Source organism: Streptomyces sp. NPDC032745, assembly GCF_055579465.1.
This window is the reverse complement of record NZ_JBVING010000001.1, coordinates 626,645-640,895: the sequence shown is the minus strand read 5'-3', so window position 1 is coordinate 640,895 and position 14,251 is coordinate 626,645. Positions and strand designations below refer to the sequence as shown.

General features: G+C 72.2%; 12 protein-coding genes. 9 read left to right on the top strand and 3 right to left on the bottom strand.

Annotated elements, in window-relative coordinates:
* The first annotated feature begins 117 nt into the window (after window positions 1–117).
* Together ACZ5WG_RS02855 and ACZ5WG_RS02850 are read left to right on the top strand one after the other, a co-directional pair.
* Window positions 118–690, top strand: a complete 573-nt coding sequence (locus ACZ5WG_RS02855; RefSeq protein ID WP_468720115.1) for a PepSY domain-containing protein — start codon at window positions 118–120, stop codon at window positions 688–690.
* A gap of 94 nt (window positions 691–784) precedes the next feature.
* Complete coding sequence (locus tag ACZ5WG_RS02850; RefSeq protein WP_099895366.1) at window positions 785–859, top strand: 50S ribosomal protein bL37; 75 nt, start codon at window positions 785–787, stop codon at window positions 857–859.
* 114 nt (window positions 860–973) lie between these two features.
* Here ACZ5WG_RS02850 and meaB read toward each other — a convergent pair whose 3' ends face one another.
* Together meaB and ACZ5WG_RS02840 are read right to left on the bottom strand one after the other, a co-directional pair.
* Window positions 974–1,936 carry a methylmalonyl Co-A mutase-associated GTPase MeaB gene (gene meaB / locus ACZ5WG_RS02845; protein ID WP_468720113.1) on the bottom strand — a complete coding sequence of 321 codons (963 nt, stop codon included), beginning with the start codon at window positions 1,934–1,936 and terminating at the stop codon, window positions 974–976.
* Between the two features lie 64 nt (window positions 1,937–2,000).
* Window positions 2,001–3,197 (bottom strand): acetyl-CoA C-acetyltransferase, encoded by a 1,197-nt coding sequence (locus ACZ5WG_RS02840; RefSeq protein WP_468720111.1) that lies wholly within the window; start codon window positions 3,195–3,197, stop codon window positions 2,001–2,003.
* Between the two features lie 137 nt (window positions 3,198–3,334).
* On the opposite strand from ACZ5WG_RS02840, the gene mce reads away from it, so the two are divergent.
* From mce to ACZ5WG_RS02805, 7 genes are all read left to right on the top strand, one after another.
* Window positions 3,335–3,763 carry a methylmalonyl-CoA epimerase gene (mce, locus tag ACZ5WG_RS02835; protein WP_030153803.1) on the top strand — a complete coding sequence of 143 codons (429 nt, stop codon included), beginning with the start codon at window positions 3,335–3,337 and terminating at the stop codon, window positions 3,761–3,763.
* Window positions 3,764–3,956: 193 nt separating this feature from the next.
* Complete coding sequence (scy, locus tag ACZ5WG_RS02830) at window positions 3,957–8,492, top strand: polarized growth protein Scy (RefSeq protein ID WP_468720109.1); 4,536 nt, start codon at window positions 3,957–3,959, stop codon at window positions 8,490–8,492.
* Between the two features lie 193 nt (window positions 8,493–8,685).
* Complete coding sequence (locus tag ACZ5WG_RS02825; RefSeq protein ID WP_030153801.1) at window positions 8,686–9,624, top strand: coiled-coil domain-containing protein; 939 nt, start codon at window positions 8,686–8,688, stop codon at window positions 9,622–9,624.
* Window positions 9,625–9,761: 137 nt separating this feature from the next.
* A complete protein-coding gene (locus ACZ5WG_RS02820; protein WP_468720107.1) occupies window positions 9,762–10,799 on the top strand; it encodes an ABC transporter ATP-binding protein in 1,038 nt (345 codons plus the stop codon).
* Window positions 10,800–10,801: 2 nt separating this feature from the next.
* The gene (locus ACZ5WG_RS02815; protein WP_468720514.1) at window positions 10,802–11,581 is read left to right on the top strand and encodes an ABC transporter permease; all 780 of its coding nucleotides are present in this window, start codon (window positions 10,802–10,804) and stop codon (window positions 11,579–11,581) included.
* 188 nt (window positions 11,582–11,769) lie between these two features.
* Window positions 11,770–12,885: an ABC transporter ATP-binding protein gene (locus ACZ5WG_RS02810; RefSeq protein WP_468720105.1), complete on the top strand. Its 1,116-nt coding sequence runs from the start codon at window positions 11,770–11,772 to the stop codon at window positions 12,883–12,885.
* Complete coding sequence (locus ACZ5WG_RS02805) at window positions 12,882–13,751, top strand: ABC transporter permease (RefSeq protein ID WP_468720103.1); 870 nt, start codon at window positions 12,882–12,884, stop codon at window positions 13,749–13,751. Before ACZ5WG_RS02810 ends, ACZ5WG_RS02805 begins: the two co-directional genes overlap by 4 nt.
* Before the next feature lie 15 nt (window positions 13,752–13,766).
* Here ACZ5WG_RS02805 and ACZ5WG_RS02800 read toward each other — a convergent pair whose 3' ends face one another.
* On the bottom strand, window positions 13,767–14,093 hold the full coding sequence (locus tag ACZ5WG_RS02800; protein ID WP_389005926.1) for an ATP/GTP-binding protein: 327 nt from the start codon (window positions 14,091–14,093) through the stop codon (window positions 13,767–13,769).
* Window positions 14,094–14,251: the final 158 nt, after the last annotated feature.

Sequence of the window (14,251 nt, the reverse complement as noted above, 5' to 3'; positions counted from 1 at the left end):
ACGGCGCCCATCCGGGGTGCCGTCCCCGGCGGCGCCCCGGAGAATGGGTGGTAACGCTCGCTCGCCGGCCGCCCGCCGAGCAACCGTAAGCGCATGGCCGGCCCGAGGAGGTCAGCCATGCACAGCAAGCACAAGGCGTACGTCTCGTCGGCCGCGGCCGTGGTCCTGGCGTTCGGGGGCCCGGTGGCGGCCGCCGCCGCACACACGGCCGACGCGGCGAGAACCGCCCCCGCGGCCGCTTCGGCGCGTGCCGACGTGGACGCCGAGGGGGCCGTGGCCGCCGCGCTGAAGAAGTACCCCGGTGTCGTGGAGTCCGTCGACAAGGACGGCGCCGTCTGGCACGTCGACGTCATCGCCAAGGACGGCAAGCACGCGGAACTGACGGTCGACACCCGCAGCGGCAAGGTGTTCACCGAGAACGCGGACGACGACAGCGACGACGACGGCGGGAACAAGGCGCTGCTCGCCGCGAAGGTCACCGCCCAGCAGGCGATGAAGGCGGCCGTCGCCGCCCACCCCGGCCAGGTCTGGTCGGTGGAATGGGACGACGATGACGACAACGGCGCCCAGTACTGGAACGTCGAGGTCAAGTCCGGCGGCAAGACCACGAACGTCCACGTCGACGCCACGACGGGCAAGGCGACGGTGTCCGGATCGGACTCGGACGGCAACGACAACGACAACGGCTGACACGCGCCGGTCCGCGGGTTCCCATGCGGACCGGATCGGGCGCCCCTAGACTGGCGAACGCCCGGATTACCCCGATCTTCGAGGGAGTGGCGTCATGGCCAAGCGCGGCAACAAGAAGCGAGCACGCAAGAAGAAGAAGGCGAACCACGGCAAGCGTCCCAACGCCTGACCGGTCCGCCCCGCAGACGTACGAGAGCCGCGCCCCGATCGATCGGGGCGCGGCTCTCGCGTGCGTACGGCGTACGGAGCCGGACGCAGGGCCTGCGCCGGCCGGTACGGCCGCTCAGGCCTCCGTCAGCGTCGCCAGGAGCGTGTCCGCGGCCGCGTACGGGTCCAGCTCGCCGGCCGCGACCCGGGCCGCCAGGGCGTCGAGGTGGGCGTCCCCGTGCACGTCCGCCATCCGGGCCCGCAGGGACGTCACGGCGATGGTCTCCACCTCGCGGGCGGCCCGGGCCGTACGGCGCTCGGCCAGCACCCCGCGCTCGTCCATCCACGCCCGGTGCTTCTCCAGGGCCTCGACCAGCTCGTCGATGCCCTGGCCGCGGGCCGCGACCGTCTTCACGATCGGCGGCCGCCAGTCGTCCCGGCCCCGTGCCTCGCCCAGCCCCAGCATGTGGTTCAGCTCCCGGGCGGTCGCGTCCGCGCCGTCCCGGTCGGCCTTGTTCACCACGTACACGTCGCCGATCTCCAGGATGCCCGCCTTCGCGGCCTGGATCCCGTCGCCCATCCCGGGGGCCAGCAGCACCACCGAGGTGTCGGCCTGCGAGGCGATCTCCACCTCCGACTGCCCGACCCCGACCGTCTCGACCAGGATCACCTCGCAGCCGGCCGCGTCCAGCACCCGGATCGCCTGCGGGGCGGCCCAGGCCAGGCCGCCCAGGTGGCCGCGGGTGGCCATGGAGCGGATGTAGACCCCCGGGTCGGAGGCGTGGTCCGACATCCGGACCCGGTCGCCGAGCAGCGCACCGCCGGAGAACGGCGAGGACGGGTCGACGGCGAGGACGCCGACCCGCTTGCCGGCCTTGCGGTACGCGGAGACCAGCGCCGAGGTCGACGTGGACTTGCCGACGCCCGGGGAGCCGGTCAGGCCCACCACGTACGCCCCGCCCGTCAGCGGGGCCAGGGCCGCCATCACCTCGCGCAGCTGCGGGGACGCCCCCTCGACCAGCGAGATCAGCCGGGCCACTGCCCTCGGCCTGCCCTCACGCGCCTGGGCCACCAGCTGGGGGACGTCCACCACCGTCATGCGTGCTGCGCTCCTCGGTTCTCGCTGCGGTTACGGCTACGGCTGCTGCTGCGGGCTGCTGCGGTCAGGGGACCCGGACGATCAGGGCGTCGCCCTGGCCACCGCCGCCGCACAGTGCGGCCGCGCCGACCCCGCCGCCCCGGCGCTTCAGCTCCAGCGCGAGGTGCAGCACCACACGGGCGCCGGACATGCCGATCGGGTGGCCCAGGGCAATGGCGCCACCGTTGACGTTCACCCTTTCCGGGGTCACGCCGAGGTCCTTCATTGACTGCACGGCGACCGCCGCGAAGGCCTCGTTGATCTCGATGAGGTCCAGGTCGGAGACCTGGAGGCCCTCCTTCTCCAGGGCGTGCAGGATCGCGTTCGACGGCTGCGACTGCAGCGAGTTGTCGGGACCCGCCACGTTGCCGTGGGCGCCGATCTCGGCGATCCACTCCAGGCCCAGCTCCTCGGCCTTCGCCTTGCTCATCACGACCACTGCGGCAGCGCCGTCGCTGATCTGGGAGGAGGTGCCGGCGGTGATCGTGCCGTCCTTCGCGAAGGCCGGGCGCAGCTTGCCGAGGGACTCCACCGTGGTCTCCGGGCGGATGCCCTCGTCCTGGGAGAAGACGACCGGGTCGCCCTTGCGCTGCGGGATCTCGACCGGGGTGATCTCGGCCTCGAAGACGCCGTTCTTCTGCGCGGCGGCGGCCCGCTGGTGCGAGGCGGCGGCGAACTCGTCCTGCGGGGCGCGCTCGATGCCCAGGCGGGTGTTGTGCTTCTCGGTGGACTCGCCCATCGCGATGTTCTCGAAGGCGTCGGTGAGGCCGTCGTAGGCCATCGCGTCCAGCATCTCGATCGCGCCGTACTTGAAGCCCTCTCGAGACTTCGGCAGCAGGTGCGGGGCGTTGGTCATGGACTCCTGGCCGCCCGCGACCACGATGTCGAACTCTCCGGCGCGGATGAGCTGGTCGGCCAGCGCGATCGCGTCGAGGCCGGAGAGGCACACCTTGTTGATGGTGAGCGCCGGCACGTTCATGGGGATGCCGGCCTTGACGGCGGCCTGGCGGGCGGGGATCTGGCCCGCGCCGGCCTGCAGCACCTGGCCCATGATCACGTATTGCACCTGGTCACCGGCGATGCCGGCCCGGTCCAGCGCGGACTTGATGGCGAACCCGCCGAGGTCGGCGCCCGAGAAGGACTTCAGCGAGCCGAGCAGCCGCCCCATGGGCGTGCGGGCCCCGGCGACGATCACTGACGTGGTGTTGTTCGTTCCGGACATGGAGCACAGCCCCTTGAAGATGAGGAGTGAACGAGGGTTTACCTGAATGTACTGAGCAGTACCCGCGCCGTCACCGGCCAGTCGGTGTGATCGCTGGCACGTTGCGTGACCGCCCTCCTCGGCGGTGCACTGGTCCCATGCTGACAAGAATCGACCACATCGGGATCGCCTGCTTCGACCTGGACAAGACCGTCGAGTTCTACCGTGCCACGTACGGCTTCGAGGTGTTCCACTCCGAGGTCAACGAGGAGCAGGGCGTGCGCGAGGCCATGCTCAAGATCAACGGAACCTCCGACGGCGGCGCCTCCTACCTCCAGCTCCTCGAGCCCACCCGCGAGGACTCCGCGGTGGGCAAGTGGCTGGCCAAGAACGGCGAGGGCGTGCACCACATCGCCTTCGGCACCGAGGACGTCCTGGGCGACTCGGAGGCCATCCGCGGCAAGGGCGTCCGGGTCCTCTACGACCAGCCCCGCACGGGCTCGATGGGCTCCTCGATCACCTTCCTCCACCCCAAGGACTGCCACGGAGTCCTCACCGAACTGGTCACCTCCAACCCCGACCATTGATGGACCACTGATGGCCCGATTCCCCGGCCGGTAGAGTGGCCATGGCTCGGCCGGGGTTCGGTGCGGAGACGGGGTCGGGGCCTGTGACCCCTGCCCCGGTATCTGACACCATTCCCCCGGGGGCGTCGTTCAGCGGGCGAGCGATGCTCAATTGGGAGTGAGCTTGCGACCAGGGGACGGATGGGACCGCGCTGTGCGGGGCTACGAAAGCCAGGAGAGCCATCAGGCTGAAGCCGACCATCTCTCGCGCTTCGAAGCCGAGATGGAGCGGCTGAAGAAGGAGCGCGGGAAGGCCGTCCAGCACGCCGAAGACCTCGGGTACCAGGTCGAGGTGCTGCGCGCCAAGCTCCACGAGGTACGCCGCAATCTGGCGTCCCGCCCCGCCTACGACGGTGCGGACATGGGCTACCAGGCGGAGCAGCTGCTCCGCAATGCCCAGATCCAGGCCGACCAGATGCGCTCGGACGCCGAGCGCGAGCTGCGCGACGCCCGGGCGCAGACCCAGCGCATCCTGCAGGAGCACGCCGAGCACCAGGCGCGCCTGCAGGCCGAGCTGCACACCGAGGCCGTCAACCGCCGCCAGCGCCTGGACCAGGAGCTCAACGAGCGCCGCCAGACCGTCGAGGCGCACGTCAACGAGAACGTCGCCTGGGCCGAGCAGCTGCGCGCCCGTACGGAGTCCCAGGCGCGCCGGCTCATGGACGAGTCCCGCGCCGAGGCCGAGCAGTCCCTGAACGCCGCCCGCGCCGAGGCCGCCCGCGTCGCCGAGGAGACCCGGCGCCGGCTGGCCGCCGACGCCGAGGCCGCCCGTGCGGAGACCGAAGCCACCCTGCTGCGCGCCCGCAAGGAGGCCGAGCGGCTGCTGACCGCCGCCTCCGCGCAGGCCCAGGAGGCCACCGAGCACGCCGAGCGGCTGCGTACGAGCACCACCGCCGAGGCCGAGCAGACCCGGCAGCAGACCCTCGACCTCGGCCGGGTGGCCGAGCAGCGGGTCCAGGAAGCCGACGGCGCCCTGCGCTCCGCGCGCGCCGAGGCCGAGAAGCTCCTCGCGGACGCCAAGGAGAGCTCCGCCCGGCAGCTCGCCTCGGCGGAGTCCGTCAACGAGCAGCGCACCCGCACGGCCAAGGAGCAGGTGGCCCGGCTGGTCGGCGAGGCCATCAAGGAGGCCGAGGTCCTCAAGGCCGAGGCCGAGCAGACCCTCGCCGACGCCCGCGCCGGCGTCGAGCGGCTGCGCGCGGAGGCCGCGGAGCAGGCCCGCGCGGCGGCGGCCGAGGACACGGCCGCCCAGCTGGCGAAGGCGGCCCGCACGGCCGAGGACGTACTGAACAAGGCCTCGGAGGACGCGCGGGCCACCACCCGCGCCGCGTCCGAGGAGGCGGAGCGGATCCGCCGCGAGGCCGAGTCCGAGGCGGAGCGGCTGCGCGCCCAGGCGGCGACCACGGCCGACGAGCTCAAGGGCGCCGCGAAGGACGACACCGAGGAGTACCGGGCCCGGACCGTCGAACTCCAGGCGGAGGCCCGGCGGCTGCGCGGCGAGGCGGAGCAGCTGCGCGCCGAGGCCGTCGCCGAGGGCGAGCGGATCCGCGGCGAGGCCCGCCGCGAGGCGGTCCAGCAGATCGAGGAGGCGGCCCGGACCGCCGAGGAGCTGCTGGGCAAGGCCAAGTCGGACGCGGACGAGCTGCGCGGCGGGGCGAGCGCCGAGAGCGAGCGGGTCCGCGCCGAGGCGGTCGAGCGGGCCACCACGCTGCGCAAGCAGGCCGAGGAGACCCTCGAGCGGACCCGCACCGAGGCGGAGCGGCTGCGCGCCGAGGCCGAGGAGCAGGCGGAGGCCGTACGGGCCGAGGCCGACGCGGCGGCGCGTGCACGGCGCGAGGAGACCGAGCAGGCCGTCGCGGCGAAGCGGGCGGAGGCCGACGAGGAGCTCGTACGCCTGCACTCGGAGGCCGAGGGCCGGCTGGGCACGGCCGAGCAGACGCTGCGCGACGCCCGTGGTGCGGCCGAGAACATCCGCCGGGAGACCACCGAGGAGATCGACCGGCTGCGCGCCGAGTCGGCGGAGCGGATCCGCAGCCTCCGGGCGCAGGCGGAGGCGGAGGCCGACCAGCTGCGCACGGACGCGGCGGACGACGCCGGGCGGGCGCGGGCGGAGGCCGAGCAGGTCGCCGTACGGCTGCGCAGCGAGGCGGAGTCCGAGGCGGAGCGGGTGCGCACCGAGGCGCAGGAGACCGCGGACCGGCTGCGTGCGGAGGCCAAGGCCGCCGCCGAGCGGGTCGCCGCGGAGGCCGCCGAGGCGCTGGCCGCCGCACAGGAGGAGGCCGCCCGGCGTCGCCGGGAGGCCGAGGCGACCCTCGCGTCGGCCCGGACCGACGCGGACAGCGAGCGGGCCCAGGCCCGCGAGCAGAGCGAGGAGCTGCTGGCCGCGGCCCGCAGGCGCTCCGAGGAGGCGCAGGCCGAGGCGGCCCGCCTGACCGAGGAGGCGGAGCGGCGCGCAGCGGAGCTGGTGTCGGCGGCGGAGACCACCGCCCAGCAGGTACGCGACTCCGTGGCCGGTCTGCACGAGCAGGCCGAGGAGGAGATCACCGGGCTGCGCAGCGCCGCCGAGCACGCGGCGGAGCGTACGAAGACGGAGGCCGAGGAGGAGGCTGCGCGCGTCCGCGCGGACGCCTACGACGAGCGCGAGCGGGCCACCGAGGACGCCAACCGGATCCGCACCGAGGCGCGGTCCGAGACGGACGCGGCGAAGGCGCTGGCCGAGCGCACGGTCGGCGACGCGATCGCCGAGGCGGAGCAGCTGCGCAGCGACACCGCCGAGTACGCGCAGCGGGTGCGTACGGAGGCGACGGACGCGCTGGCCGCGGCCGAGCGCGACGCGACCCGTACCCGGGCCGATGCCCGTGACGACGCGAACCGGATCCGCGGCGAGGCGGCGGAGTCCCTGGAGTCCTCGCGCGCCGAGGGCGGCCGGATCGTCGCCGAGGCGACTTCGGAGGCCGAGCGGCTCACCGAGGAGACCCTGGCCGCGAACGCGGCCACCGTCGGCGAGGCCACCGCGGAGGCGGAGCGGATCACCGCCGAGGCGGCCGAGGTGGCCGACGCCACCCGCACCGAAGCGGCGGGCATCCTGGACGAGGCGCGCTCGGAGGCCAACCGGCTGCGGACGGAGGCCGCGGAGCAGGCGGACCGGCTCGTCAGCGAGGCCGTGTCCGAGTCGGAGCGGCTCACGGAGGAGACGCGCGCCGCGAACGAGACGACGCTCGGCGAGGCGACGGCGAAGGCCGAGCGGCTCACCCGTCAGGCGTCCGACATGCTGGCCGCGGCCGAGCGGGATGCCACGCGGATCCTGGTCGACGCCCGCAACGAGGGCGACCGGCTGGTCGACGAGACGCGTGCGGCCAACGAGGCCACCGTCGGCGAGGCCGCGGCGGAGGCCGAGCGGCTGCGCGCGGAGGCGGCGCAGACCCTGGACGACGCCCGCGCGGAGGGCGGCCGGATCATCGGCGAGGCCACCGCGGAGGCGGACCGGGTCACGGTCGCGGCGAACGAGACCCTGGCGAGCGCCGAGCGGGAGTCCGAGCAGACCCTCGACGAGGCGCGCGCGGAGGCGGGCCGGCAGCGCAGCGAGGCAGCCGAGCAGGCGGACCGGCTCATCACCGAGGCGGCGTCCGAGGCGGACAAGCTCACCGAGCAGACCCGCAAGGACAACGAGCGCACGGTCGGCGAGGCCCAGGCCGAGGCCGAACGGCTGCGTGCGGAGGCGTCGGAGGCCCTGGCCTCGGCGCAGGAGCACGCGACCCGTACCCGGTCGGAGGCCGAGCGCGTCAAGGCCGAGGCGGCGACCGCGGCGGAGCGCACCCGTACGGAGGCCCGCGCGGAGTCGGAGCGGCTGCTGGACGAGGCGCGCGAGGAGGCCAACAAGCGGCGCAGCGAGGCTGCGGAGCAGGTGGACCGGCTCATCACCGAGACCGCGGCCGAGGCGGACAAGCTCGCCTCCGATGCCCAGGCGCAGGCCCTGGCCGCCACGACGGCGGCCGAGGAGCAGGCCGACGCGATGGTCGACGCGGCCCGCAAGGAGGCCGCGCGGATCTCCTCGGAGGCGACCGTCGAGGGCAACTCCCTGGTGGAGAAGGCCCGTACGGACGCGGACGAGCTGCTCGTCGGCGCGCGTTCGGACGCCGCCGCCATAAGGGAGCGGGCGGAGGAGCTGCGCTCCCGCGTCGAGGGCGAGGTCGAGGAGCTGCACGAGCGGGCCCGCCGCGAGTCGGCCGAGCAGATGAAGTCGGCCGGCGAGCGCGTGGACAAGCTGGTCCGGGCGGCGACCGAGCAGAGCGTCGAGGCCGAGGCGAAGGCCAAGGCGCTGGTGTCGGACGCGAGCAGCGAGGCGAGCAAGGTGCGGATCGCGGCGGTGCGCAAGGCCGAGGCGCTGCTCAAGGAGGCCGAGCAGAAGAAGGCCGAGGTGACCCGGGAGGCCGAGAGCGCCCTCGCGGAGGCGAAGGCGGAGGCGGAGCGTCTGGTCGACGAGGGGCGCCGTGAGCTGGAGGTCCTGGTGCGCAGGCGCGAGGACATTCAGGCGGAGATCTCCCGTGTCCAGGACGTTCTTGAGGCGTTGGAATCATTCGAGGCGCCTTCGGGTGGCGGGAAGCCCGCGGTCGGCGGCCAGGGCGCGGGGGGCGTGAAGGCCGGGGCTGCTGCGGGTTCCACTCGTTCGGGTGGCAAGTCGTCGGAGGGCTAGCCAGCGAGCGAAGTGTGTGTTCCTGATGAAGGTTCATGCGAACGAGTGACAAGCATTCTGCCGCCTTGCCACTCAAAAGGGGTGTCATTGTCCAGATCAATCGTGGATTGACTCGAAGACACGCCGCTTCGGCGCCTAGGATTCCCCTAACACCTCACGTAGCACCTCATCGGTCTCATTCGACAGGAACCCCATGAGCGACACTTCCTCCCCCTTCGGCTTCGAGCTCGTGCGGCGTGGTTACGACCGCGGTCAGGTGGACGACCGCATTACCAAGCTGGTCTCCGACCGCGACAGCGCCCTTGGACGTATCAACTCTCTGGAAAAGCGGATCGAGGAGCTACACCTCGAGACACAGAACGCCCAGGCCCAGGTGAGCGACGCCGAGCCGTCGTACGCCGGCCTCGGCGCCCGGGTCGAGAAGATCCTGCGCCTGGCCGAGGAGGAGGCGAAGGACCTGCGCGAGGAGGCCCGTCGCGCGGCCGAGCAGCACCGTGAGCTCGCCGAGTCGGCTGCCCAGCAGGTCCGCAACGACGCCGAGTCGTTCGCCGCCGACCGCAAGTCGAAGGCGGAGGACGAGGGCGTCCGCATCGTCGAGAAGGCCAAGGGCGACGCTTCCACCCTGCGCGCCGAGGCCCAGAAGGACGCCGCCTCCAAGCGCGAGGAGGCCGACGCCCTGTTCGAGGAGACCCGCGCCAAGGCCGCCCAGGCCGCCGCGGACTTCGAGACCAACCTGGCCAAGCGCCGCGAGCAGTCCGAGCGCGACCTGGCCTCGCGTCAGGCCAAGGCCGAGAAGCGCCTCGCGGAGATCGAGCACCGCGCCGAGCAGCTGCGCCTGGAGGCCGAGAAGCTGCGTACGGACGCCGAACGCCGCGCCCGCCAGACCGTGGAGACCGCGCAGCGCCAGGCCGAGGACATCGTCGCCGACGCCAACGCGAAGGCCGACCGCATCCGCAGCGAGTCCGAGCGCGAGCTGGCGGCGCTCACCAACCGCCGCGACTCCATCAACGCCCAGCTGACCAACGTCCGCGAGATGCTGGCGACGCTGACCGGTGCGGCCGTCGCGGCGGCCAACCCGATCGTCGACGATGAGCCCGTCACCCGCGGCGTTCCGGCGCAGCAGAGCCGCTAGTACGGCGGGCAGTTCACCAACGCCCGACCTGTCGGCCACTCACCGGCTACTCGCTGGTAGCGAAATGTCCTGCCCGAGGGCCCTGTGTCACCTGTTTGAGGTGGCGTGGGGCCCTCGGGCGTTCTAGCGTGAGCCGCATGATCGAGCTTGAGGGCCTTACCAAACGATTCGGCGCGAAGACCGCCGTGGACCACCTCAGCTTCCAGGTCAGACCGGGGGTGGTGACCGGCTTCCTCGGCCCCAACGGGGCGGGGAAGTCCACGACCATGCGCATGATGCTCGACCTCGACAACCCGACCAGCGGTACGGTCCGGATCGACGGGAAGCACTACCGGGACCTGCCGGAACCGCTGAAGCACATCGGGGCGCTGCTGGACGCGAAAGCCATGAACGGCGGCCGCAGCGCATACAACAACCTTCTCTGCCTTGCCCAGTCGAACCGGATCCCGGAGAGCCGGGTGGCCGAGGTATTGGATCTTGTCGGGCTGACGCCCGTTGCAAAGAAGAAGTCGAAAGGATTTTCGCTGGGCATGGGCCAGCGGCTGGGAATCGCCTCTGCTCTCCTGGGCGACCCGGAGATCCTCATGTTCGACGAACCCGTCAATGGTCTGGACCCGGAGGGAATCCTCTGGATCAGGAATCTGATGAAGGGGTTGGCGGCGGAAGGAAGGACGATCTTCGTCTCTTCCCACTTGATGAGCGAAATGGCGCTGACCGCAGACCATTTGATCGTGATCGGTCAGGGAAAGCTTCTGGCCGACATGTCTATGGCTGATTTCATTCACAAGAACTCGCGCAGCTACGTCCGGCTGCGCTCGCCGCAGCAGGAGCGGCTCAAGGACGTCCTGCACGAGGCCGGGATCGACGCCATCAGCGTCCCGGCCACCGGCACGCTGGAGATCGACGGCGTGGCCGCGGAGCAGCTCGGCGAGCTGGCCGCCCAGCACCAGATCGTGCTGCACGAACTCAGCCCGCAACGGGCTTCACTGGAGGAAGCGTTCATGCGCATGACGGCGGACTCCGTCGAGTACCACGCCCACGCGCCGGGTGCCCCGGGCATGCTGCCCGGGCCCGGTCCGGCGGCCGACGCAGCGTCGTCCGACAACCCGGCCCGGCCGGCCGACGTCCCCGCGTGGGGCGCCGGTCACGAGGCGACGCGCAAGGGCGGGCAGTGACCATGTCCTCCTTCACCGCCGTTCTCCGGTCCGAGTGGACCAAGATCCGTACGGTCGCCTCGACGATCTGGACCCTGGTCGCAGCGCTGGTGGTCACGGTCGGCGTGAGCGCCGGCCTGTGCGCCGTCTTCAACGCGACCTTCGACGACATGCCGCCCGAGCAGCAGATCACCTTCGACCCGACCCTGGCCAGCTTCGCCGGCATGACGCTCGGCCAGCTCGCCATGATCGTCTTCGGTGTGCTGGTGGTCGGCACCGAGTACAGCTCGGGCATGATCCGCACCTCGCTGGCCGCCGTGCCGCGCCGCGCGAGCTTCCTGGCCGGCAAGCTCATCGTGGCCACCGGCCTCGCGCTGGTCGTGGGCCTCGTCACCAGCTTCCTGTCCTTCTTCCTGGGACAGGCCATCCTGGGCGACCGCAGCATCGGCATCGACGAGCCGAACGTGCTGCGGGCCGTGATCGGCGCCGGCCTCTACATGGCCATGATCGCCCTCTTCTCGATGGGCGTGGCGACGATCCTGCGCAGCTCGATGCTGTCGCTCGGCATCCTGATGCCGTTCTTCTTCCTGGTCTCGACGATCCTCGGGGCGGTCAGCGCCACCCGGAAGGTCGCCCAGTACTTCCCGGACCAGGCGGGCTCCAAGATCATGCAGGTGGTCCCGGGCGCGATGGACAGCGGCACGGCGCCCTACGGCCCGTGGGGCGGCTTCGGGATCATGGCGCTGTGGGTGCTGGCCGCCGTACTCGGGGGCTACCTCGTGCTGAAGAAGCGCGACGCCTGATCCCTGCGAGCGTGAGGCGTCCGTCCGGCGGCGGACGCCTCACGTACTACGGGTCATCCCCGGGTCGGAGTCAGGGACGGCTCAGGGATCCGGTCCGGGGTGGAACCGTGGGCGACTCGATATCCTCTTAACCCTTACGCGGACGAAAGCCGTCCGGTCCTGGCAAGGGGCAGAGCAGAGGCAGAGCAATGATCGAGGCTGTCGGCCTGACCAAGCGCTTCGGCGCCAAGACCGCCGTCGACCAGCTGTCCTTCCAGGTCAGGCCGGGTCACGTGACGGGATTCCTGGGGCCGAACGGCTCCGGGAAGTCCACCACCATGCGCATGATCCTCGGCCTGGACCGGCCCACGTCCGGCAGCGTGACGATCAATGGGCTGCCCTTCCGGCAGCTGCCGAACGCCCAGCGGCACGTCGGGGCCCTGCTCGACGCCAAGGCCGTGCACGGCGGCCGCCGCGCACGCAGGCACCTGCTCTCCCTCGCCCAGCTCTCCGGCATCCCCGAGAAGCGCGTGGACGAGGTACTGGCCGTCGTCGGCCTCCAGGACGTCTCCCGGCAGCGTACGAAGGGCTTCTCGCTCGGCATGGGCCAGCGGCTCGGCATCGCCTCCGCCCTCCTCGGCGACCCCCAGGTGCTGCTCTTCGACGAGCCGGTCAACGGGCTCGACCCCGAGGGGATCCTCTGGGTCCGCACCTTCATGCGCCGGCTGGCCGCCGAGGGCCGGACGGTGTTCGTTTCCTCGCATCTGATGAGCGAGATGGCGCTGACCGCCGACCACCTCATCGTGATCGGCCGCGGGCGACTGCTGGCCGACATGGGCACCCAGGAGTTCATCGCGCACAACTCGGCCGGATTCGCGCGGGTGCGCGCGGCCGACAATGATCACGGTGGCCGGGATGCACTGGGTGAAGCCCTGACCAAAGCCGGCGGCCGGGTCCTCCAGGAGCCCGAGGGGACACTGCGCGTGACCGGCCTGGAGCTCCCCCGGATCTCCGACCTCGCCCACGAGGCCGGCGTACGGCTGTGGGAGCTGTCCCCGCACCGGGCCTCGCTGGAGGAGGCCTACATGCGGATGACCCAGGCCGCCGTGGAGTACACCTCCACCGAGGACCCGCGCGCCGAGCTGTGGGAGCCCGAGCCGCTGACCGTCCCCGCCTGGGAGGACGAGCTCCAGGCGCCGGAGGTGCCGGGGGGCGCCTTCTTCGCTCCCCCGCCGCCCGGAGCGGGCGGGCGGCCCTTCCTGATGCCCGCCAACCCCGGCGAGCTCGCCGGCACCGACCGGAACACCACCGAGGACACCCGATGACCGGCCCCACGAGCCCCGCGCGCCCCACGAACACCGCGAGCGCCAGGAGCACCGCAGACCGGCCGAAGAGCTACAGCTCGCCGCTGGAGACGCCCCGGCCGCACCTCGGGCACGCCGTGGCCTCCGAGTGGACGAAGCTGATCTCCGTGCGCTCGACCGTGTGGACGCTCGGCTCGCTGGTGCTGCTCGTCGTCGGCATCGGGCTGCTCGCCGTCTCCGAGACGCGCTCGAGCGACTACCAGGAGGTGCCGCTCACCGCGCCCGCGCTGTTCGGGCTGCTGGTTGGCCAGATCTCCGTGATGGTGCTCGGCGTCCTGACGATCACCTCCGAGTACGGCACCGGGATGATCCGTACGACCCTGACCGCCGCCCCCGACCGGGCGCGGGTGCTGACCGCGAAGTACCTGGTGTTCGCCACCGTCGCCTTCCTCGCCGTTTTCGGTTCGGTGGCGGTCGTGGGACTGGCCTCCGCGATCCTGCGGGGCGGCTCGGCCGCCGGGCCGCACGGCGCCTCCGAGTGGGTCCACGCGCTGGCCGGCTGCGCCTACGTCACCCTGCTCGGGGTCCTGGGCCTCGCGGTCGGGGCGATGCTGAGGCACTCCGCCGGGGCGATCGCCGTGATGCTGGGGCTGGTCACGCTGCCGCCGGTGATAGGGGCGATGCTCAGCATGTGGGAGACCCTGGCCCCGATCGGCAGCACCGTGCTCCGCTACAACGCCCCGGTCGCCCTCATGAGGCTGTTCGGCCTGCCGAACGCCGACACCGGGACCTCGCCCGGCAGCGCGGCCCAGGTGCTGCTGCTCCTGCTGGTGACGGGAGCCGCGGTGGCGGGCTCGTACGTGGTGGTCGGCCGCCGCGACGTCTGATCCCGTACGCGGGAGTCAGTACTTGGGAGCGTTCCTGGACCGCTGCACCCTTGAGGTGCGGCGGTCCTTCGCGTTCCAGCACGCCTTGTGCCAGTGCCGGCGGTCGTCCACGCCGCCGTACTCCGGCCAGGCCACCAGGTGCGGGGTGCCCGAGGGGATCTCCTGGTCGCAGCCCGGGCAGCGGTAGCGCTTGCCCGCCGCGCTCGCGCCCGCGACGTGCCGGACCTTCCACTCCTCGCCCTGGTACTCCTCCGTGCGCTCCAGCCCGTAGCGGTCGAGGCCGGTGCTGGGGCGTTCTTCCGGAGTCTCGCCGCCCCTGGGGCGGTTGTGGCGCGGTGACACGTATACCTCACGTATGGGCGGACCGAAGTGACTTTCTCCCAGACTACGCGCAGCGAGGCCGGGTACCCGCAGGGTGGCTGACAGAGCCGACGCGGTGACGTCGATTGGCCTGACTATCCCAATAACTTTCCTGTCAGGCCGTGCCTTTGGCACGTGTC